16 protein-coding genes and 1 tRNA gene are annotated in these 23,161 nt (G+C 38.9%); 9 read left to right on the forward strand and 8 right to left on the reverse strand.

The window, feature by feature from the left end; translation table 11 throughout:
- Positions 1 to 36: 36 nt before the first annotated feature.
- Complete coding sequence (locus tag H8S63_RS01565; protein ID WP_186925519.1) at positions 37 to 4,452, forward strand: translocation/assembly module TamB domain-containing protein; 4,416 nt, start codon at positions 37 to 39, stop codon at positions 4,450 to 4,452.
- Positions 4,453 to 4,570: 118 nt separating this feature from the next.
- Here the strand turns inward: H8S63_RS01565 and H8S63_RS01570 are convergent, their stop codons facing one another.
- Together H8S63_RS01570 and H8S63_RS01575 are read right to left on the reverse strand one after the other, a co-directional pair.
- On the reverse strand, positions 4,571 to 5,431 hold the full coding sequence (locus H8S63_RS01570) for a PepSY-like domain-containing protein (RefSeq protein ID WP_186925520.1): 861 nt from the start codon (positions 5,429 to 5,431) through the stop codon (positions 4,571 to 4,573).
- A gap of 25 nt (positions 5,432 to 5,456) precedes the next feature.
- Positions 5,457 to 5,891 (reverse strand): PepSY-like domain-containing protein, encoded by a 435-nt coding sequence (locus H8S63_RS01575; RefSeq protein WP_007760372.1) that lies wholly within the window; start codon positions 5,889 to 5,891, stop codon positions 5,457 to 5,459.
- Between the two features lie 321 nt (positions 5,892 to 6,212).
- On the opposite strand from H8S63_RS01575, the gene H8S63_RS01580 reads away from it, so the two are divergent.
- The 3 genes from H8S63_RS01580 to H8S63_RS01590 are packed head-to-tail and all read left to right on the forward strand — an operon-like array spanning position 6,213 to position 9,060.
- Positions 6,213 to 7,364, forward strand: coding sequence for an NEW3 domain-containing protein (locus H8S63_RS01580; RefSeq protein WP_022274994.1), 1,152 nt, complete (start codon positions 6,213 to 6,215; stop codon positions 7,362 to 7,364).
- Between the two features lie 3 nt (positions 7,365 to 7,367).
- Entirely contained in the window at positions 7,368 to 8,111 is a 744-nt protein-coding gene (locus H8S63_RS01585; protein ID WP_004314352.1) for an ABC transporter ATP-binding protein, read from the forward strand.
- The gene (locus tag H8S63_RS01590; RefSeq protein WP_007752792.1) at positions 8,104 to 9,060 is read left to right on the forward strand and encodes an ABC transporter permease; all 957 of its coding nucleotides are present in this window, start codon (positions 8,104 to 8,106) and stop codon (positions 9,058 to 9,060) included. The genes H8S63_RS01585 and H8S63_RS01590 overlap by 8 nt, the downstream gene beginning before the upstream one ends.
- A 131-nt stretch (positions 9,061 to 9,191) precedes the next feature.
- Here the strand turns inward: H8S63_RS01590 and H8S63_RS01595 are convergent, their stop codons facing one another.
- From H8S63_RS01595 to H8S63_RS01610, 4 genes are all read right to left on the reverse strand, one after another.
- A complete protein-coding gene (locus H8S63_RS01595) occupies positions 9,192 to 10,466 on the reverse strand; it encodes a HAMP domain-containing sensor histidine kinase (RefSeq protein ID WP_007752795.1) in 1,275 nt (424 codons plus the stop codon).
- A 22-nt stretch (positions 10,467 to 10,488) separates the two neighbouring features.
- A complete protein-coding gene (locus tag H8S63_RS01600; RefSeq protein ID WP_007752797.1) occupies positions 10,489 to 11,166 on the reverse strand; it encodes a response regulator transcription factor in 678 nt (225 codons plus the stop codon).
- A gap of 212 nt (positions 11,167 to 11,378) precedes the next feature.
- Positions 11,379 to 12,872 (reverse strand): proline--tRNA ligase, encoded by a 1,494-nt coding sequence (gene proS / locus H8S63_RS01605; RefSeq protein ID WP_186925521.1) that lies wholly within the window; start codon positions 12,870 to 12,872, stop codon positions 11,379 to 11,381.
- A gap of 143 nt (positions 12,873 to 13,015) precedes the next feature.
- Positions 13,016 to 13,088 (reverse strand) — tRNA-Gly (locus tag H8S63_RS01610).
- Positions 13,089 to 13,263: 175 nt separating this feature from the next.
- Between H8S63_RS01610 and H8S63_RS01615 the strand changes: the two genes are divergently transcribed.
- The 5 genes from H8S63_RS01615 (at position 13,264) to H8S63_RS01635 (ending at position 22,196) form a co-directional block, all read left to right on the forward strand.
- The gene (locus tag H8S63_RS01615; protein ID WP_186925522.1) at positions 13,264 to 14,676 is read left to right on the forward strand and encodes a TolC family protein; all 1,413 of its coding nucleotides are present in this window, start codon (positions 13,264 to 13,266) and stop codon (positions 14,674 to 14,676) included.
- A gap of 6 nt (positions 14,677 to 14,682) precedes the next feature.
- A complete protein-coding gene (locus H8S63_RS01620) occupies positions 14,683 to 15,669 on the forward strand; it encodes an HlyD family secretion protein (protein ID WP_186925523.1) in 987 nt (328 codons plus the stop codon).
- Positions 15,670 to 15,693: 24 nt separating this feature from the next.
- Positions 15,694 to 16,878 (forward strand): ABC transporter permease, encoded by a 1,185-nt coding sequence (locus tag H8S63_RS01625; protein ID WP_186925524.1) that lies wholly within the window; start codon positions 15,694 to 15,696, stop codon positions 16,876 to 16,878.
- Positions 16,862 to 18,070, forward strand: coding sequence for an ABC transporter permease (locus tag H8S63_RS01630; protein WP_186925525.1), 1,209 nt, complete (start codon positions 16,862 to 16,864; stop codon positions 18,068 to 18,070). The genes H8S63_RS01625 and H8S63_RS01630 overlap by 17 nt, the downstream gene beginning before the upstream one ends.
- Positions 18,071 to 18,182: 112 nt before the next feature.
- Positions 18,183 to 22,196, forward strand: coding sequence for a two-component regulator propeller domain-containing protein (locus tag H8S63_RS01635; RefSeq protein ID WP_186925526.1), 4,014 nt, complete (start codon positions 18,183 to 18,185; stop codon positions 22,194 to 22,196).
- A 1-nt stretch (position 22,197) separates the two neighbouring features.
- Here the strand turns inward: H8S63_RS01635 and H8S63_RS01640 are convergent, their stop codons facing one another.
- Positions 22,198 to 22,710, reverse strand: a complete 513-nt coding sequence (locus H8S63_RS01640) for a hypothetical protein (RefSeq protein ID WP_007752832.1) — start codon at positions 22,708 to 22,710, stop codon at positions 22,198 to 22,200.
- Between the two features lie 18 nt (positions 22,711 to 22,728).
- Positions 22,729 to 23,160, reverse strand: a complete 432-nt coding sequence (locus tag H8S63_RS01645; protein ID WP_186925527.1) for a DUF1893 domain-containing protein — start codon at positions 23,158 to 23,160, stop codon at positions 22,729 to 22,731.
- Position 23,161 lies beyond the last annotated feature (1 nt).

The following is a 23,161-nucleotide window of genomic DNA, read 5'->3' on the forward strand; positions in this document are numbered from 1 at the left end:
ATTGTTTTGCTGAACATACCAAATGTTCAGCAAGCGATGAGTGCGTTTGTCGCCGATGAACTTTCCGAAGTGTTGAAGACGAAAGTGGTAATCGGCAGAATCAATATGGGATTATTGAACCGTATTATCATTGATGATGTATTGCTTGATGACCAAAGTGGACAGGAAATGTTGAAAGTCACCCGTTTGTCTGCCAAGTTCGACATTGTGCCTTTTTTTAAGGGAAAGATTTCTATCAGTAGTGTACAGCTTTTCGGTTTCAATATTAATCTTCGCAAGGAAACACCGGATACTCCTCCTAACTTTAAATTTGTTCTGGATGCTTTTGCTTCCAAAGACACTGTAAAGAAAGAGAGTTCGCTTGATTTGCGTATCAATTCAATATTGATTCGTCGTGGAAGAATGTCTTATCATGTACTTTCGGAAGAAGAGACTCCGGGAAAATTTAATGCCAAGCATATCCAACTTCAGAATATTATAGCCAATATATCTTTGAAAGCATTGAGCAAAGATTCGGTCAATTTGGGAATCAAGCGATTGAGCCTTGATGAGAAGATGTCCGGATTTTCTTTGAAGAAAATGAGCTTGAAGCTGGTAGCCAACAATAAACAGACAAGCATTGATAATTTTGCTATTGAACTGCCCGAGACTTCTTTAAAAATGGATACTATCCACTTGGTGTATGACAGTTTACAAGCATTCGAGCATTTTGCGGAGGAAGTGCATTTCTCTTTCCGCACGTTACCGTCGCAGATTACATTAAAGGACATCTCTCCTTTTGTGCCGGTTCTTTCTCATTTCAAGGAACCGATAACGTTGGACATGGAAGTAAAAGGAACTGTAGACCAGTTGAACTGTTCGCATTTGGAGATTGTGTCGGAGGAACAGCAATTCCGTCTTAGAGGGGATGTCTCGTTACAGGATTTATCACATCCGCAGGATGCGTATGTGTATGGTACTCTTTCCGAACTTTCGGCCAATACCCGTGGGGTAGGCTTTTTAGTACGTAACTTGAATCCGGATTATAATGGAGTTCCTCCCATTCTCGAACGTTTGGGAAATATTAGTTTTCGCGGAGAAATTTCCGGATATTTCACAGACTTGGTAACGTACGGTCAGTTGCGTACAAGTCTGGGAGATGTGAAAACCGACTTAAAGTTAAGTGCGGATAAGAGCAAAGGGCTGTTCGCTTACTCCGGTGCGGTGAAAACAACGGACTTCAAGCTGGGGGAACTATTAGCTAATGAACAGTTGGGAGAAATAACTTTCAATCTGGATGTGCATGGACGGCATATCACAAATCAGCGCCCAACTGTAGAACTGAAAGGCCTGATTGCTTCAATAGATTATAGTAGATACAGGTATGAAAATATCACGCTGGACGGAGAATATAAGCGGGGTGGATTTAACGGTAAGGTAGCATTGGACGATCCGAATGGTTCCGTCTATCTGAACGGGGATGTCAATGTCACTTCCAAAGTTCCTACCTTCAATTTTCTGGCGGTAGTACACAAGGTGCGTCCGCATGATCTTAATCTTACTACTAAATATGCGGATGCGGAGTTTTCGTTGAAATTAAGGGCCAACTTCACAGGTGGTTCCATAGAAGAGATGATTGGAGAAATCAATGTCGATAGTTTGGAATTTACGGCTCCGGATAAAGAGTATTTCATGAAGAACATGAATATTCGGGCTACAAAGAAAAATGACGAAAACCAATTGAAGCTGACTTCTGAGTTTCTGACGGCTGATGTAGAAGGGAAATTCCAATACCACACCTTGCCCGCCAGCATTCTTAATATTATGCGGAAATATATTCCGTCTCTGATATTGCCGCCTAAAAAAGAATTTGAAACGCATAATAATTTTCAGTTTGATATACATATCTATAATACGGATATTCTATCTACCATCTTTGATATTCCATTGACAATATATACCCATTCTACTTTGAAAGGATATTTCAACGATCCTTTGCAGCGTCTGCGTGTAGAGGGGTATTTTCCCCGTTTGCAATATAAGAATAACTTTATAGAATCGGGTATGGTTCTTTGTGAGAATCCAGCGGATCATATTCGTGCGTTAGTTCGTATGACCAATCTGAAAAAGAAAGGAGCGGTTAATCTTTCTTTGGATGCGCAAGCCAAAGATGATAATGTCAGTACAACCTTGAATTGGGGTAATAATGCGGCTGTAACGTATAGCGGACAGTTGGCGGCTGTAGCTAAGTTTCTCCGTACGGAAGGAGAAAAACCGCTCTTAAAGGCAACGGTAGACGTGAAGCCTACTGATGTAATATTGAATGATACGCTTTGGAAAATACATCCTTCGCAAGTGGTAGTGGATTCGGGAAAAGTGGATGTGAACAATTTCTATTTCAGCCATCAAGACCGTTATGTACGTATCAACGGACGTCTGTCTGACAATCCCGAAGACTCGGTCAAGGTTGACTTGAAGGATATCAATATGGGATATGTGTTTGATATTGCCAGTATATCGGATGATGTAAATTTTGAGGGAGATGCTACGGGAACGGCATACGCGTGCGGTGTGTTGAAGAAACCTGTCATGAATACTCGTTTGTTTATAAAGAATTTCTCTCTCAATCAGGGACGATTGGGAGATTTGGATATATATGGTGAATGGGACAATGAGAATAGAGGAATCCGGTTGGATGCGTTTATCCAGGATATTGCTCCTTCTCCTTCGCGCGTCACGGGTATTATTTATCCGTTGAAACCGGAGAGCGGACTTGATTTGAATATTGAAGCGAATGAATTGAATTTGAAGTTCCTCGAACACTATATGAGAAGCATCGCTAATGATATAAAAGGACGCGGAACAGGTAAGGTGCATTTTTATGGCAAGTTCAAGGGATTGAATCTGGATGGTGCAGTAATGACAGATGCATCTATGAACTTCGATATTCTGAATACTCACTTTGCCATCAAAGATACCATTCATCTGGCTCCTGGTGGATTGACATTCAATAATATACATATTTCCGATATGGAGGGACATACGGGAAAATTAAACGGATATCTGCATTATAAATATTTCAAGAATCTGAATTATCGTTTCGAGATACAGGCTGATAATATGCTTGTGATGAATACGAAAGAATCGGCGGATATGCCTTTCTATGGAACTGTATATGGAACCGGAAATGTAATGTTGTCCGGCAATGCTGCACAAGGGCTGGAAGTGAATGCGGCCATGACAACGAATAGGAATACGATCTTTACCTATATTAATGGTAGTGTAGCGTCGGCTACCAGTAACCAGTTTATTAAATTTGTAGATAAAACGCCACGTCGGACTATTCAGGATTCTGTTCAAATTATCTCTTATTATGATCAGATACAACAAAAACGTCAAGCAGAGACAGAAGAACAAAAAACGGATATCCGGTTGAATATTTTGGTGGATGCAACTCCCGATGCCACTATGCGGATTATTATGGACCCGGTTGCCGGAGATTATATCAGTGGAAAAGGAACGGGAAATATCCGGACGGAATTTTATAATAAAGGAGATGTCAAGATGTTCGGTAACTACCGGATCAATCAGGGAGTGTATAAATTCAGTTTGCAAGAAGTGATCCGCAAGGACTTTTTGATTAAAGATGGAAGTACAATTACTTTCAATGGTGCGCCTTTGGATGCAAATATGGATATACAGGCTTCTTATACCGTAAATTCGGCTTCATTAAATGATTTGATGCCGGATGCTTCGTCCATTATACAGCAGCCCAATGTGCGGGTTAATTGTATAATGAATTTAAGTGGTATGTTGGTGCGTCCTACTATCAAATTGGGTATCGAACTTCCGAATGAAAGAGATGAGGTACAGACATTGGTACGCAATTATATCAGCACTGAAGAGCAGATGAATATGCAGATTCTTTATTTGTTGGGAATTGGTAAGTTCTATACGGAAGACGCTCGTAATAATAATCAGAACTCGAATGTCATGTCATCGGTGCTATCCTCCACTCTGTCCGGTCAGTTGAACAATGCGCTGTCGCAGGTTTTTGAGACGAATAACTGGAATATCGGAACAAATTTGAGTACAGGAGACAAAGGTTGGACAGATATGGAAGTGGAGGGTATTCTTTCCGGACAGTTGCTGAATAACCGGTTATTGATTAATGGAAATTTCGGTTATCGGGATAACCCGATGGCGAATACGAATTTTGTCGGTGATTTTGAAGCAGAATGGCTGATTAATCGTTCAGGGGATATTCGTTTGAAGGCATACAATGAAACGAATGACCGTTATTATACAAAAACAAATCTAACCACACAAGGGGTGGGAATTATGTATAAGAAGGATTTTAATAAGTGGAGCGACCTGTTTTTCTGGAATAAATGGAAAATACGTAATAAACGGGAAAGGGAGAAATCGGAAAAGGACGGGCAGCAACCGACGGATAGTATTATAACAAAATGACATACAAACATCTATAATCTATCACTTTAAATACATATAGATAGAAATTAAGCGATGACAGAGTCCTATTATATAGGCTTTATCATCGCTTATTTTATTTACCGGATAACCTTTTCATTTATGGAATGACATTTCCATCACTATCTATATTTACTGTAAGATCAGTCTCTCCTAATTCTAAATCAATGCGATAATATTTTGTGTCATTAGCTTTTTCGATATACTCTGCGTCATCCAAATTATATTCTTTATATTGCTTTTCGATAACATTCCTAATAGTCTCCGGAAGTTCATTTTTATGCACTTCCCATGAAGTCGAATACCAGTTTCCGTTCGAATCGAATAATATTTCTTTATGGATTCTGTTATGAATGATGTCCACTTCCGTATATCCGTAATACTTATCATTTCGGTCGTTTTCTATATCTACTTCCATGATAAGAGCATTTGAATAGTTTTTATAAATGAAATTCTTTATGGCCTCTGTCAGTTGAACAGGGAGATATTCATCTTCATCATTATCTGTGTCAACAATACTCTTTATCAATGTTCCATTGGCAGAATAGTGCAAATCCACCTCTTGATTTTGTTTTTCCACTTCGATTACATAAATAATTTCAAAACCATCCCGTTCTAATTTATCTACATCATCTACTTTCCAAGTAAGATAATATTCGCTGTTTTCAAAAGAGGCCTGTATTTCTTGGGGCAATGCAGAGAGAGGAATATCCGTTTCAGTCATTTTCCATATTCCGTCCTGTGTAAACCAGGCAGATATTTCATACTGGTCATAGAAATCAGCGACATAATATCCGGCCTTACTTTCCCATTTTACATTCGTTACATTCGGGTATTTGGATGATAAGGCATTCTGTAACTCTACAGGTACGTTCAGTGATTCGTCATCATTATTGTCACAACTTTGTAAACTCCATATAGCACTTAGTGCCAGTAAAAAAGCAAATTTTTTTAGTTTCATTATCAGTCTGTTTTAAAAGGTTTAATTAATCAATATCAATCAAATTAAATTTCAAGTCGAATTTCAATTCCGTACGGTTGGACAGTTTTACTTCATAATCTTTTTTATCCCTCTCTATTTTCAGGATTTTAGCATCGGGATAATTGGTCGTTACATATTTTTGAATTGTTGCAGGAATAATAGCTGTAGGTACCGCGCTATATTTGCAATTCACTTCTTCCCAGTTTCCTTTGTTATCAAATTCTACTTTATCGCCATTAGTGAAAATCACTTCATAACTTTTATAGAAGAAATCACTTTCCATTTTGGCTAATGCTACTTTGCTGTCGGCAAAATGCTGTTTGATAAACTGCTGTGCCTGTTGTGGCATTTGAGTTACCTGAATAGGTTTGTCGTCATCTGCACGAGCTACTGTTTGCAATGTAAAAAGACATACTAATAAGAATACTAACTTTTTCATAATCGTTGTTTTTTAAATATTGGTTTTTACTACTATTATTAATTTCACATTGCAAAGATGAAAGGAGAATCTGAAAAGATTTGGGAATTTTGAGAATTATCAAGAAAAAAATCTCATAAAAATATAGTGACGCTATCCTGTTAACATAGCGTCACTATTTATATAAGGATACCGTCATTGTCCTATAGCGATAGCGTCATATAATTTCTTCTTGATATTAGATTCTTTAGGATTCTTTTAAAACTACTAATATACACATCGTTTATTTTTGCACACACGAATTTGACGATATTCATATTAAATAACCATAAGAACTTTTTTATGACTATGAGAACAAATTATTTTTTATTATTCGCTATTCTATTGGGAGTTATTCCCATGAGTTACACGCACGCCAATGATTCAATACCGAAAAGCGTGATTCTGTACACACCTTACACAAAAATCTCCGTATCGCCCGGAGCGTCAATTGATTACAGTATTGATCTTATTAACAACACGGACCAATTGACGAATGCGAATCTTTCTGTTAGCGGATTATCCTCCAGTTGGAAACACGAAATGAAATCCGGTGGCTGGAGTCTTAGCCAGTTGTCGGTACTTCCCAAAGAGAAAAAGACTTTTAATTTAAAAGTCGAAGTTCCATTAAAAGTGAATAAAGGCAATTATCATTTTGTGGTATATGCTGGAAACGCCAAACTTCCCTTGGATGTGGTGGTTGCTCAAAAAGGAACGTACCAAACCGAATTTACTACTGACCAGCCCAATATGCAGGGAAATTCGAAATCAACCTTCACTTTCAGTGCTACTTTAAAGAATCAGACCGCCGATCAGCAACTATATGCTTTGATGGCTAATGCCCCCAGAGGGTGGAATGTCGTTTTTAAACCGAACTACAAACAAGCCACTTCTGCACAAGTAGAGGCAAACAGTACACAAAATGTAAGTATAGATATTACCCCTCCTGCCAATGTAGAAGCCGGTAGCTATAAAATTCCGGTACGTGCTGCTACAGGTACAACTTCTGCCGAATTGGAACTGGAAGTAGTTGTCACCGGTTCTTATCAAATGGAACTGACTACTCCTCGCGGGTTATTGAGCACAGATGTCACAGCTGGTGATGTGAAGAAAATAGAGCTGGAAGTAAGAAACACTGGTTCTTCATTACTGAAAGACATTCAGTTGTCTGCCAATAAACCTGCAGACTGGGAAGTTACTTTTGAACCTTCAAAGGTTGACGCATTAAAAGCTGGAGAGACATCAACGGTAATGGCTACTTTGAAAGCTTCTAAAAAAGCGCTGCCCGGGGACTATGTGACTACTATCATGGCCAAAACTCCTGAAGTAAATGCCGACGCGCAGTTCAGAATTGCGGTAAAAACTCCGATGATATGGGGATGGGTAGGTGTGCTTATCATCATTGCTACTATCGGTGTGGTTTACTATCTGTTCCGTAAATATGGAAGGAGGTAAATGATGGGCGAACAAGTGATCGTACTTACCGATTTGACCAAACAATATGGTAATTTCACTGCTGTAGATCATATTCGCCTGAATATCCGGAAAGGGGAAATCTTCGGGTTGCTGGGACCGAATGGTGCCGGAAAATCAACTACTATCTTAATGATGCTAGGGTTGACGGAGCCTACTTCGGGAACAGTTGAAATCTGTGGAATAAATTCTACCACTCATCCTATTGAAGTAAAAAGGAGGATAGGTTATTTGCCTGAAGATGTAGGATTTTATGATGATATGACAGGACCGGAGAACTTGATCTATACAGCGCGATTAAATGGTATTCCTGATAAGGAGGCGAAAACCAAAGCTATGGAACTGATGAAGCGGGTAGGCCTTGAAGAACAGTTAACCAAAAAGACCGGAAAATATTCTCGTGGTATGAGACAGCGGTTGGGATTGGCTGATGTGCTTATTAAAAATCCGGAGATTATTATCCTCGATGAACCGACTTCAGGAATTGACCCGGCCGGTGTTCAGGAGTTTATCGAACTGATTCGCTGGTTGAGTAAGGAAGAGGGGTTGACTGTACTTTTCTCTTCCCATCACTTGGATCAGGTACAGAAAGTATGCGACCGGGTTGGTTTGTTTAGTAATGGCCAATTACTTGCGTTGATCGATATGGCAGAACTGAAAGACAAGAAACAGGAATTGTCTGATATTTATAACCATTATTTTGAGGAAGGAGGAGAAAGACATGAATAAAGTCAATCATCCTTTTTGGGTGATCGTCAACAAGGAAATTTCCGACCATGTCAAAAGTTGGCGGTTCATTATATTAATAGGTATTATAGCGCTTACCTGCATGGGATCGCTATATACAGCACTCACAAATATTGGTGAAGCTATCAAGCCTAATGATCCGGACGGCTCGTTTTTATTTTTGAAGTTGTTTACGGTTTCAGATGGGACTCTCCCCTCTTTTGTATTGTTTATTAACTTCTTAGGACCTTTATTAGGAATCGCCTTAGGATTTGACGCAGTCAATTCCGAACAAAATAAAGGAACATTGAGCCGTATGCTGTCCCAGCCTATTCATCGTGATTGCATTATCAACGCGAAGTTTGTGGCTGCTCTAATTGTAATAGGTATCATGCTGTTTGTATTGGGCTTTTTGGTAATGGGCTGTGGATTGATTGCCATTGGCATTCCTCCTACAGCAGAAGAGTTTTGGCGAATTGTTTTCTTCATCATTACCAGTATCTTTTATGTAGCATTTTGGCTGAATTTAGCTATTTTGTTTTCACTTCGTTTTCGTCAGGCAGCGACTTCTGCGTTGGCATCGGTGGCTGTTTGGTTGTTCTTTAGCGTATTCTATACCATGATTGTTAATTTGGTGGCAAAAGGTTTGAGTCCGTCACAGATGGCGTCGCCTTATCAGATTATCAGTTATCAAAAGTTTATTTTGGGATTGATGCGTTTGGCACCGAGTGAATTGTTTAATGAAGCTACCACTACATTATTGATGCCTTCTGTTAGAAGTTTGGGACCATTGACTATGGAACAGGTGCAGGGAGCTATTCCCAGTCCGCTTCCGTTGGGACAAAGTCTTTTAGTCGTATGGCCGCAACTGACAGGACTGATTGCAGCAACAGTTATCTGTTTCGCTATCTCTTATATCATGTTTATGAGGAGAGAAATACGATCCCGATAACTGACTCACCATAAAAGACGCAAAGGACACAGAGAAATAAGTTAAATGAATACAGCTGATAGATCAGATGATGATTACTGATCGGTTATTCACTTTTTACTCCGTGTCCTTTGTGTTTTCTGAATAAAAAATTATTGTCTGGAAATCTCGAAGCAGTGTTCTTTCTGTTCGAAGTAATATCTTATACTCAAGTGTTGCAAACGACAGATAGAATCGGCTATTGCTAGTCCCAGACCTGTAGATCCTTCCTTTTTAGTTCCTTGATAGAAACGTTCGAAGATATGTTCCTTATCCAACGGATTTTCTACTCCTGAATTTCGGAAAGTGATACTGTTTTTGGTGACAGTGATCCGGATATGTCCCCCGTCAATGTTATGTACAAATGCATTTTTTAGGAGATTCGTGAGTAAAGCAACAGCCAGAGATTCGTTCATTGTCACATTGAAAATGTCCTGTTCATCGATAGTTACTTCTATGTTACGATAGTCGTAAACTTCTTCGTAATCTTGCAGATATTGTTTGAGAAGTCCATTTAGTTCCAATTGCTTGGTATCCGTAAACTGGCCATTGTCAATTTTAGTAAGCAATAGTAGAGATTTGTTTAATTTAGTGATGTATTCTAAAGTCTGGTGGGTTTTCATCAGTTCTTCCAGTTGTTTTTCTGATAACGAATCATCTTCCATCAACATTTCCAATCGGTTACGGCAGATAGCAAGTGGAGTTTGTATCTCATGTGAAGCATTTCCGATAAATTGTTTTTGTTGTTCGAACATCTGCTCCGTACGTTCTACATAACGAATAGCAGCCTCATTTAATTTTCGGAATTCCGTGATTTGGGTTTCGTTACTCAACGGCTTATTCTTTTTTCCTGTTTGATAACCGTCCAGCCAATGAAGAAGCACATAGAGCGGTCGCATATTCCGATAGAACACCCATACGGAAATGATAATAATGCAGAATAACAGAGCTACATACAAAAATATAATCCATACTTGGATGGCATCTCTCAAGTCATCTTTTTCAATGCTGGGAGTCGATACTGTCAGTTCGTGGTATCGTCCTTCATCGTCTTTAAAGATAGTAGTAAGAATACGTGCCGGTTCGGTTTCTTCTTTTTCTTCAATATATACCATAGAGTCTTTATATTGAATATCCTCCCGGCTTTCCGCATATTCTTTGCTTACTTCCATCATATAATATTGATTGTTGGAGCCGTTGGTTTTAGAAGGTAGCTCCTCTCCTGCCAATGCCCGGATAATGATGGTTTCCGAATAATCTTCCAGAGCGTCATCCACTTCATCGTTGACTTCATCAATCATCGTAACATAAAAAAATATAGCCCAGACCGTCAGTATGAAGGTCAAAGCAAGCGTAATACGAAGAATGATGTAATATATTAATTTCATGGACAATATTCTCTTTCTTTTTTTATTCTACTACCATTTTATACCCAAACCCATAGACCGCTTTGATTTCAATGTTTGCACCCGAATCTTTGAGCTTTTTGCGAAGATTCTTAATCTGTGCATATATGAAGTCAAAATTATCAACCTGGTCAATATGATCTCCCCATACTGATTCGGCCAAAGTGTTTTTATTGATTAATCTTCCGGGACGATTGATAAAATATAACAGGATGTCATACTCTTTTCTATTTAGCTCCACTTCCTGATCGTTGACAAATACACGATATTTATCCGGTTCTATTCGTACATTACCTTGGCGGATATCAATTTCTCCGTCATGCTGATGACGGCGAATCACGCTTTTAATCCGTGCATTTAGTTCAACCAAATGAAATGGCTTCGGTAAATAATCATCCGCTCCCAGTTCCAGTCCCAAAACTTTGTCTTCCAAGGAGTCCTTTGCGGAAATAATAATTACGTTCTCCCGTTTATGGAGAGCTTTCAGCCGTTCAAGAAGATCAAGTCCGCTTCCGTCCGGTAGCATGATGTCCAATAAGATACAATCATAGTCGTAGTCTTCAACTTTGCGTAGAGCAGAATTAAAGTCACTGGCTGTTTCCACAACGTAACGTTCTTTTTCAAGTGAACATTGAATCAGTTCTCTTAAAGAGGGTTCGTCTTCTACAATCAATATCTTCATAACTTTGTCTCCTTTCTTTTTTACAGCTACAAAGAAAAGGGATATTTCTGAAATAAAACTGAAATGGATTGAAAAAAGAGTTTGAAATAACTATTGAATGTCCTATGAACTATTAGGACAGGTCACAAATAATATAATATGGAAGGAAAAAAGAAAAGGATGAAAGCGATTGAATCGTTTCCATCCTTTTTATAATTATGTGTGATTTCTATTTAATAAGAACGTGCAAATATCACGCGGCAAGCAGATGGTTTGCCTGTTACCATACATTTACCCGGTTCCTTGTCTCCCGGAACAAATGAATCGAACGGAATACAACGAATGGTTGCTTTGGTTTCTTCCTTAATCTTTTCTTCCGTTTCAGTGGTTCCGTCCCAATGAGCCAGAATAAATCCGCCTTCTTCGATTTTTTCTTTAAATTCGTCGTAAGTATCTACTGTTGTAATCTTGGAGTTACGGTAGTCCAATGCTTTCTTGTAGATATTAGCCTGCATTTCTTCAAGCAAGTTCTGAACATACGTTTCAATGCCTTCACAAGTAACTGTTTCTTTTTCCAGTGTATCACGGCGCATCACTTCCATGGTGTTGTTTTCAAGGTCGCGACCACCCATAACCAAACGAACAGGTACACCTTTCAATTCATAGTCGGCGAATTTAAAGCCCGGACGTTTATTATCTGCATTGTCATATTTAACAGAGATACCTAATGCTTTCAGTTTCGCTACAATGCCTTCTACTTTAGCATCGATTTGTTTCAGTTGTTCGTCATTCTTATAGATAGGAACGATCACTACCTGAATAGGAGCCAAATGCGGAGGTAATACCAATCCGTTATCATCCGAGTGAGTCATAATCAATGCACCCATCAAACGGGTAGAAACGCCCCATGAAGTAGCCCAAACATACTCCAACTTGTTTTCTTTATTAACAAATTGAACATCGAATGCTTTTGCAAAGTTTTGTCCCAGGAAGTGGGAGGTACCACTCTGCAACGCTTTTCCATCCTGCATCATGGCTTCAATTGTATAAGTATCAAGTGCACCGGCAAAACGTTCGTTGGCTGATTTTACTCCCTTTACAACAGGAACGGCCATATATTTTTCTGCAAATTCACCATATACATTCAACATTCTGATTGCTTCTTCCTCTGCTTCTTCACGGGTAGCATGAGCGGTATGTCCCTCTTGCCACAGGAATTCGGCAGTACGCAGGAAAAGACGGGTACGCATTTCCCAACGCATTACGTTAGCCCATTGATTACATAAGATAGGCAGATCACGATAGGAATTAATCCAATTTTTATAAGTATTCCATATAATGGTTTCAGAAGTCGGACGAATAATGAGTTCTTCTTCCAATTTTGCTTCAGGATCCACGATAACTCCTTTTCCATCCGGAGAATTTTTCAAACGGTGATGAGTTACTACGGCACACTCTTTTGCGAAGCCCTCCACGTGTTCTGCTTCACGACTTAAGAATGATTTCGGGATTAATAGCGGGAAGTAGGCATTTACGTGTCCTGTTTCCTTGAACATATCGTCCAATTGACGTTGCATTTTTTCCCAGATAGCGTATCCGTAAGGCTTAATCACCATACATCCGCGTACAGCAGACTGTTCTGCCAAATCAGCTTTTACCACCAAATCGTTATACCACTGTGAGTAATTCTCACTACGTTTGGTTAGATCTTTCAGTTCTTTTGCCATTATATTTTTCTATTTAAGTTTTCCAGAGTGTTAAAACAGGGTGCAAAAATACGAAAAATGCATGAAATGCCCTATTCTTCATACATTAATTTATTCATATAAAAAATCAGGCAGTTATCTATGAACTGCCTGATTTTCAAATGAGCGGTAAACGAGGCTCGAACTCGCGACCCCCAGCTTGGGAAGCTAGTGCTCTACCAACTGAGCTATTACCGCATACTTGCTAATGTTTCCGGGCTAAGAAGCCCTATGAAACGGTGATGCAAAGGTAAACATAATTTTTATATCTCAAACAAAATCTTCTACTTTTTAATGGGAGAAAAAGTAGAAATGAACAAACTTCTCTTTTTATCTGTTAGAATGTCTCAATATAAGATATAACCTAACCAGTATGAAAAAAAATAAGTTACTTTTTGTACTATTGACTTTGCCTTTTTCCATCAGTCAGATAGATGCACAGACACCATTAAGTTTTGAAGAATCATTGTATCTGCTCAATCAGGGCAATCGGAGCTTGAAAATTGCAGATAAAAGTATTGAGATAGCCAAAGCGGAACGTGATAAACTAAATGCTTTTTGGTATCCCAGTCTTCAGTCCACAGGTGCATTTGTGCATATGTCGGAAAAGATTGAAGTGAAGCAGCCTTTGTCACAGTTTACCGATCCGGCGAAAGACTTTGTACATTCTATTATTCCGGATGATCAGATCATTTCATCAATATTAGATAAAATAGGTGCGAACACACTTGTATTTCCTTTGACTCCACGCAACTTGACTACTGTCGATTTGTCTGCAGAATGGGTCCTTTTCTCAGGTGGAAAACGTTTCCGAGCAACTAATATCGGAAGAACGATGGTTGATCTGGCACAGGAGAACCGGGCACAAGTATCCGCCAATCAACAGAATTTATTGGCAGAGAGCTATTATGGCCTTCGGTTGGCACAACAGGTCGTGATTGTTCGTGAAGAAACATATAATGGATTGAAAAAACACTATGAGAATGCCTTGAAGTTAGAAGCTGCAGGTATGCTTGATAAAGCCGGAAGACTTTTTGCCCAAGTAAATATGGATGAAGCTAAGCGTGCATTGGAAGCTGCACGAAAAGAAGAAACAGTAGTGCAAAGTGCTTTAAAAGTTTTGCTGAATAAAAAAGATACAGATACTGATATAGCACCTACTTCTCCCCTTTTTATGAATGATTCAATACCTCCTAAGATGCTTTTTGACTTCTCTGTAAACAGCGGGAACTATACGCTTAACCAGTTACGGTTACAGCAGCATATTGCCAAGCAAGAAGTACGGATTGCACAAAGTGGCTATATGCCGAATATAGCCCTTTTCGGAAAACAAACCTTATATTCGCATGGTATTCAGAGTAATTTGTTACCGAGTACGATGATAGGTATCGGGTTTACGTGGAATCTGTTCGATGGTTTGGATCGTGAGAAGAAAATACGCCAATCGAAGTTAACGGAACAGACGCTTGCTTTAGGGCAAATGAAGGCTCGTGACGATTTGGCTGTTGGTATAGATAAGTTATATACGCAGTTGCAAAAAGCGCAGGATAATGTGAAGGCATTGAATGCGACAATTGCTTTAAGTGAAGAATTGGTTCGTATCCGGAAGAAATCTTTCACTGAAGGAATGGCAACTTCTACCGAGGTTATTGATGCTGAAACCATGCTTGCCAATGTAAAGGTGGCTCGTTTGGCAGCATATTATGAATATGATGTGGCACTGATGAATCTACTTTCACTCTGTGGCACACCTGAACAATTTGCAAACTATCAACCTAAACCATAACAAACAATGAAATTAGCTAGTAGAATCCTTTCATGGGCCTTCGTCATTATTATGTTCGCTGTCGGTGTTTTTACAGCGCTGGGAATTATATTGATGCATAAACAACCGTTAGTTCTTCAAGGGCAAGCGGAAGCGACTGAAATTCGTATTAGTGGAAAACTTCCCGGGCGTATAGACACATTCTTTGTCCAGGAAGGTGATTGGGTACATCAAGGGGATACTCTTGTTGTAATCAATAGTCCTGAAATATATGCCAAGTATCAACAAGTAAATGCTTTGGAACAGGTTGCCGTACAACAGAATAAAAAAATAGATGCTGGAACCCGTCGCCAGATTGTAGCTACTGCATTACAGCTCTGGAACAAGACAAAGAGTGATCTCGGTCTTGCTCAAACAACGTATAATCGTATTCTTACTTTATATAAAGATAGTGTTGTAACTTCTCAGAGAAAAGATGAAGTGGAAGCGATGTATAAAGCAGCTGTTGCAGCCGAACGTGCAGCGTATGAACAATACCAGATGGCTGTAGATGGTGCACAAAAAGAAGATAAAGCGTCTGCCGCCAGTATGGTAGACGCTGCCAAAAGTACAGTGGATGAAGTTTCTGCTTTATTGCTCGATGCACGGCTGACAGCACCGGAGGACGGGCAAATAGCAAGCATCTTCCCAAAACGTGGAGAGTTGGTTGCACCGGGTACTCCTATTATGAATTTGGTAGTAATGGATGATGTACATGTTGTTCTCAATGTGCGTGAAGATCTGATGCCGCAGTTTAAAATGGGGGAAACTTTCATCGCAGATATACCTGCTATTGGTAAAAAAGATGTTGAATTTAAGATATACTATATTAGTCCGCTAGGTAGCTTCGCCACGTGGAAATCAACCAAGCAAACCGGAAGTTATGATTTGCGCACATTTGAGATTCATGCTCGTCCGACGCAAAAGGTAGATGATCTGCGTCCCGGTATGTCTGTGTTGCTAACGCTAAATTAATCGGCAAATAAAATTAATCATAGAATGGATTTATCACAAACATATTCACCTTTTCGCTCCGTACTGCTCAGAGAGTGGCGGCGAATGACGTCACGACGCCTTTATTTCGGTGTCTGTATTGTCCTGCCGTTGTTTACTCTCTTTTTTATGGCTACCATTTTCGGTAACGGGCAGATGGAGAATATCCCGATAGGCATTATCGACCAAGACAATACTGCTACTTCACGGGCTATTACACGGAATATCTCTGCAGTGCCCACTTTTAAGGTAGTAAAACATTATGTAAATGAGGCTGCAGCCCGCGAGGCCGTACAGAAAAAAGAAATCTACGGGTATCTTTCCATACCTCCGAGATTTGAACAGAATGCTATCACCGGAAAGAATGCAACTCTTTCCTATTATTATCATTATGCCTTGTTGTCGGTAGGTGGTGAGCTCATGGCTGCCTTTGAAACGTCATTGGCTCCCGTATCCTTATCTCCCATTATAATGGAAGCGGTATCTCTCGGGGCAGACCAACAGCAAATTACTACATTCCTGTTACCGGTACAAGCCAACAACCACCCGATATATAATCCGAGCCTGGATTATTCCGTTTATCTGAGCCAGCCGTTTTTTTTCGTATTATTTCAGGTATTGCTTCTCCTGACTACCGTATATACAGTCGGAATTGAAATCAAATTCCGCACAGCTACAGATTGGCTGGCTACTGCTAAAGGCAATATGATAACTGCCGTTTTGGGTAAACTACTCCCCTATACCTTTATATATATTCTGATAGGATGGCTGGGTAATTATGTCATGTTCGGTATCCTGCATATTCCTTTTCAAGGAAGCTGGTGGCTGATAAACATGATAACCGTACTCTTTGTTATTGCTACACAGGCTCTCGGATTATTCATATTTTCCCTGTTCCCGGCAGTCTCTCTGGTAATAAGTGTTGTTTCTATGGTAGGTTCATTGGGGGCTACTTTATCTGGAGTAACTTTTCCGGTTTCTAATATGTATCCGTTAGTAAGAGATGCCTCTTATCTGTTCCCTGTCCGTCATTTTACAGAGATGATACAAACCATGCTTTACGGAGGTGGTGGATTCATCTATCTTTGGCCGTCAATGGTGATACTCTGCATCTTCCCCTTGCTGGCTTTGTCATTACTACCCCATTTAAAACGAGCTATAGAAAGTCATAAATATGAAAACATTAAGTAAATTACAACAGCTATCATTTGTTATCCGTCGGGAGTTTCTTGCCATAAGTACTAGTTATGCTGTTTTACTGGTGTTGATGGGAGGAATTTTCATGTATGGATTGCTTTATAATTATATGTACGCTCCTAATATTGTAACGGATGTTCCTGTTGCCGTTGTTGATAATTCCCACAGCGAATTGAGTCGTAATTTTATTCGATGGCTGGATGCGACCCCTCAAGCGGAAATTTATGATCAGGCAATTGACTATCATGAAGCCAAAGAGTGGATGAAAGAAGGAAAAGTGCAAGGAATACTTTACTTGCCGCATGATTTTGAGGAGCGGGTATTTCGCGGAGATGAAGCTGTATTTTCTTTATATGCAACGACCGATGCCTTCCTCTATTTTGAAGCATTACAAGGCGCTTCTTCACGTGTCATGTTAGCTATCAATGATAAATATCGGTCGGATGGTGCTGTTTTTTTACCCCCTCAAGGATTATTGGCAGTAGCTATGGCAAAACCGATAAATGTAGTGGGAACTGCACTCTATAATTATACGGAAGGATATGGCTCTTATCTGATTCCGGCAGTCATGATGATCATTATTTTCCAGACTTTGCTAATGGTGATAGGTATGTTGACCGGTGACGAACATACCAACAGAGGAATTCGTGCTTATACACCTTTTGGGTATGGCTGGGGAGTTGCCATTCGTTTGGTGACGGGAAAAACTTTTGTATATTGTGCCTTATATGCAGTCTTTTCTTTTTTCTTATTAGGACTCCTTCCCTATTTCTTTAGTATTCCTAATATTGGAAATGGATTTTACATTATATTATTGTTAATACCTTATCTGATGGCCACTTCTTTTTTAGGATTGGCTGCTTCGCGATATTTTACAGATTCGGAAGCTCCATTACTCATGATTGCTTTTTTTTCGGTTGGATTAATATTTCTTTCCGGAGTTTCTTATCCTATGGAATTAATGCCGTGGTATTGGAAAATAGTACACTATATTCTTCCGGCTGCACCGGGTACACTTGCCTTTGTAAAGCTAAACTCTATGGGTGCCGATATGGCAGACATAAAACCGGAATATATAACTTTGTGGATTCAGACGATTGTTTATTTTATTATTAGCATATGGGGCTATAAAAGCAACTTAGCAAGTCAAAAAAACAACTTTAGTAACAAAAAACTTTCTAAATGAAAGTTTTTAATAGAATATTCTATATTTCTTTGTTTTTCTCATTGCTTTTGTATAAGTTTGTTAACTTTTATTTCCCAATGCTTATTAGAAGTCGTTAAAAACAAATGCCTATATGAAATACATCATCTATATTCTCCTCTTTTTTCCTATTTGGGTCACTGCACAAACATACAAATATATAGGGATAGAAGAAGGTTTGAGCAATCGAAGGATATTCAGTATACAAAAAGACGCTGAAGGATATATGTGGTTTCTTACCAATGAAGGCATGGATCGCTACAATGGCAAGGATATCAAACATTATAGACTGAATAAAGATGATAATTCTCTGGAATCTCCTATTCATTTAGGATGGATATATACCAATCCCCATATAGGAACATGGGTGATTGGCAAACAAGGACGTGTCTTCCAATATGAAAGGAAATATGATGATTTCAAGCTGGTATATAAGTTGCCGAATAGTCTGGAAACCATTAGTTACGGCTATATGGACCGGAATAATAATATTTGGTTATGCCGTAAACACTCCATATTATTGTATAACACAGAAAATGCTCAGATACTTCAATTTACCAATATTCTACACAGCAACATCACTGCAATCGAACAAGTGGACGACCATCATTTTTTTATATCAACGGAGACTGGTGTTCGATATCTTAAATTGGAAAATGGTACTTTGAAAATTATTCCTGCCGAAACATTGGATTATTTCCATGTGCAGGTAAACGAATTATATTACCATCAAGTATCAAAACGACTGCTTATCGGTTCGTTTGAGAGAGGCCTATTTGTATATGATATGAATAACCGGGAAATAATAAAGCCCGAAGTTGATTTAAGTGATGTAAGTATTACCTGCATGGCACCATTGGATGAATCACAGTTATTGATATCAACTGAAGGTATGGGAGTCTATAAGATTAATATAAATACCTGCCAGATGGAGCAATACATTGTAGCCAACTATCAAAGCTATAATGAAATGAATGGTAATAATATTAATAATGTTTTTGTCGATGAAGAAAAGAGAATCTGGCTTTCCAACTACCCTACCGGAATCACTGTTATAGATTATCGGTATGAGAATTATCATTGGATGAAACATTCAATGGGTAATAAACAATCATTAATCAATGATCAGGTGCATGCGGTAATTGAGGATAGCGATGGAGACTTATGGTTTGGAACCAGCAATGGAATTAGTTTATACCACTCCTCCACAGGACAATGGCATTCATTCCTAAGTTCTTTTGACCGTCAATTAAAAGATAAAAATCATATCTTTATTACTTTGTGTGAAGTTTCTCCCGGCATAATCTGGGCAGGAGGCTATACTTCGGGAATTTATAAAATAAACAAGCATAAATTGTCCGTTGAATATTTCTCTCCATACCTGCTTACTTCCGTTAATATGCGCCCCGATAAATATATCCGTGATATGATAAAAGACTCGAAAGGAAATATATGGTCCGGGGGATATTATAATCTAAAGTGCTTTGATTTAGAAACGAATGAGGTACGCCTATATCCGGGAGTGTCATCTGTCACTTCAATTGTTGAACATGACAAAGATCATATGTGGATTGGAACAGCCTCCGGATTATACTTATTGGATAGAAATTCCGGTAAATATCAATATGTTGGATCAGAGTTGGAAGGTGTATATATCAATTCACTTTACCAGGCAAATGATGGATTGCTATATATTGGCACGAATGGAGCAGGAGTATTTGTATACAATATACAGAAACAGTCTTTTGAGCACTATTATACAGACAATTCCGCATTAGTTTCCAATCGGATTTTTACAATTTTACCTGAAGTGGACGGTCGTATTATGATGAGTACGGAAAATGGTATTACTTGTTTTTTTGTAAAAGAGAAACATTTTCATAATTGGACTAGAGGAGAAGGATTGTTACCTGCCTATTTTAATGCTTCTTCGGGTACATTACGTATGAATAAAAGTTTTGTATTTGGTAGTACGGACGGGGCTATTGAAGTTCCGGAGAATGTAAAGTTCCCTTCTTATAAATTTTCCAGAATGATATTCAGTGATTTTCATGTATCTTATCAGCCTGTTTATCCGGACGGCAAAGACTCTCCTTTAAAAGAATGTATAGACGAAACAGATGTATTGAAACTGAAACATGACCAAAATACCTTTTCTCTAAAAGTCTCCACTATCAATTATGATTCTCCGGGTAATACATTTTATTCCTGGAAGTTGGAAGGGTTCTATGAAAAATGGACACAGCCGGGAACAAATAGTCTGATACGTTTCACCAATCTGCCTCCGGGAAAATATACTTTACACGTACGCGCTATATCCAGAGAAGAGCATGATGTTATTTTTGAAGAACGTACAATGAAAGTCATTATCGCACACCCTTTTTGGTTGAGTTGGTGGGCTATCCTATGTTATGTACCATTGGTTATTTGGGGATTCTCTTTTATTTTACGTGTGATAAATCTCAGGAAACAAAAGAACATATCAGATGAGAAAACCCAATTTTTTATTAATACAGCTCACGATATACGGACTCCACTTACTATGATAAAAGCGCCTTTGGAAGAACTCCTAGACGAAGAACCCCTTACTGACAACGGAATAACCCGTACAAAGGCTGCATTAAGGAATGTAGACTCCCTTTTGCGATTGGCGACTAATCTTATCAACTTTGAACGTGCTGACGTATATTCTTCCGAGTTGAGCATCTCAGAATATGAATTGAACACATATTTGAAGGATGTATGTAATAGTTTCTCTTCGTATGCTACTATCAAACATATAGATTTTACTTATGAGAGTAATTTCAACTACTTGAATGTATGGTTTGATAAAGAGAAAATGGATTCTATTCTGAAAAATATTATATCGAATTCATTGAAATATACAGCAGAAAATGGCAAGGTCAGTGTCTCTGTCTCTGATATGAATGATTTTTGGAAGGTGGTTATTAGTGATACAGGTATCGGTATTCCTGCCTCTGAACAACGGAAGTTGTTCAAACTTCATTTCCGTGCCAGTAATGCCATCAATTCTAAAGTCACGGGCAGTGGCATAGGACTAATGTTGGTTGGAAAGTTGGTTCGTCTGCACAAGGGTAAGATTCAGATTAAAAGTGTGGAACATCAAGGGACGACTGTTCAAATTATATTTCCCAAAAACAATAAGAGTACTCAGGAGGCAACTTCGGCTTCCTCCCCTAAGATTCAGCTACAAACACCGGAACTAACAGTTCCGAATGTTTTTTCAAATGTAGCAAATACAGAAGTTGTCACAGCCAAGAAAGAAATGCAACGTATCCTTATTGTAGAAGATAATGATGAATTACGTTCTTACTTGGTTAGTCTGCTTTCTCCCCAATATTATGTGCAAGCCTGTTGTAATGGCAGGGAGGCTTTAGTGATAGTAAAAGAATTCTGGCCGGAACTTATTCTTTCCGATGTTATGATGCCTGAAATGCAAGGAGATGAACTCTGTGCTGCTATTAAGAAGGATGTTGAAACTTCACACATTCCGGTATTATTACTTACAGCTTTGGGGGATGAGAAAAATATTCTTGATGGACTCACAATCGGTGCAGATGAATATATCGTCAAACCCTTCAGTGTGAAGTTATTGAAGGCGAGTATTGCCAACCTTTTGTCCAACCGTGCTTTATTGCGTCAGCGGTATGCTAATCTTGAAATAGACTCCGAGCCTGTACCATCAGCAAATGGAATGAATAGTCTCGACTGGAAATTCATATCGGAGGTCAAGAAAAATATTGAAAAGAATATCGATAATACTGATTTTTGCGTTGACAAGCTTTGTGAATTACAGGGCGTGAGCCGTACTAGTTTATATAGTAAATTGAAAGCGTTGACCGGACAATCTCCGACAGCATTAATTCGGGTGACTCGTTTAAAATATGCAGCACGATTATTAAAAGAAGGTGAACATAATATCGGAGAAATAGCAGATATGAGTGGTTTCTCGGAAACAAAGTATTTTCGGGAAGTATTTAAAAAATATTATCGAATGAGTCCTAGCACGTACGCTAAAGAAGGGAAAAGCCTCTCCTCTGTTGTTGTAGTAGAAGATGAACCCGAAGAGGAAGAGGCGACCGATTGATTTATTTGCGAATCAGATACTTGATGAATGTATAGCCTCCTAATACTTGCAGGCACATCCCGGGAATTCCGATACGGAAATCTTGAATAGCACTGTAAAAATTACCATTATATATCCATTCTCCTAAAGTACCTACGGCCTGATAAATAAGTACTACACCAATCAATACCGGGATAGAAATACGTCCGAAACGTTGTGCAGCCCAACCGGCAGTTATGGCAAGTAGTATGGATTTCAGTAAAATTGCGGGTAATACTGCAGGGGCGGGCATATCGAAAAATAAGGAATTGATAATAGGTGAAAGAATAGCTGTCAATAAGCCGACTTTCCATCCGTACTTATAAGCTCCAATCAGTGTGAAGAAATAGATTGGTAGCCAGATTATTCCTCCTTGAGGCATGAGATGGAATAATTGTGGGAAAAGAATATTACCAACGATGAATAACAAGGCTGCCCAATAGGTTTTCACATCGTTGTAATTTAGTGAATAGAACTTTACAGTAGTTGTTTCCATGTTTATTGTTTTTTAAGTTCAAATTACTCTTCTATTTTTACTTCTGATTCTTTCGAGGAAATCACCAATTAGCGGTAATATCTCCTCTGCTGATTCCACTTCGCTGCACATTGTTTCTACAGGACATCCTCCTGTATGGTTACGGTTCCGGATAAAAGGTACTTTCTCTGTAAAACTAACTTTTATATCTGATTTCTGAAGCAACTCCAGAGCTTTGGTACTGATAATATCAGTATATAACTCTTTGATACCTCCCAGAATCATCAGGGCGGCAGCTCCCTTCCCAACCACCTTATCAGCAATCGAAGCTCCTTTAAGAAACTCCGGTTCCTGGGTCAGTAAATCATAGATATCAGCCACACCGCGTTGAGTGAAAGTGCGGATTTCTCCTTTGTTGGCAATAGTACAGGAATATCCTCCCGTATGTAGTAAATAGATTAATCCTTCCATC

The sequence above is a fragment of the Bacteroides sp. NSJ-39 genome (assembly GCF_014287315.1).
Taxonomy (GTDB): domain Bacteria; phylum Bacteroidota; class Bacteroidia; order Bacteroidales; family Bacteroidaceae; genus Bacteroides; species Bacteroides finegoldii.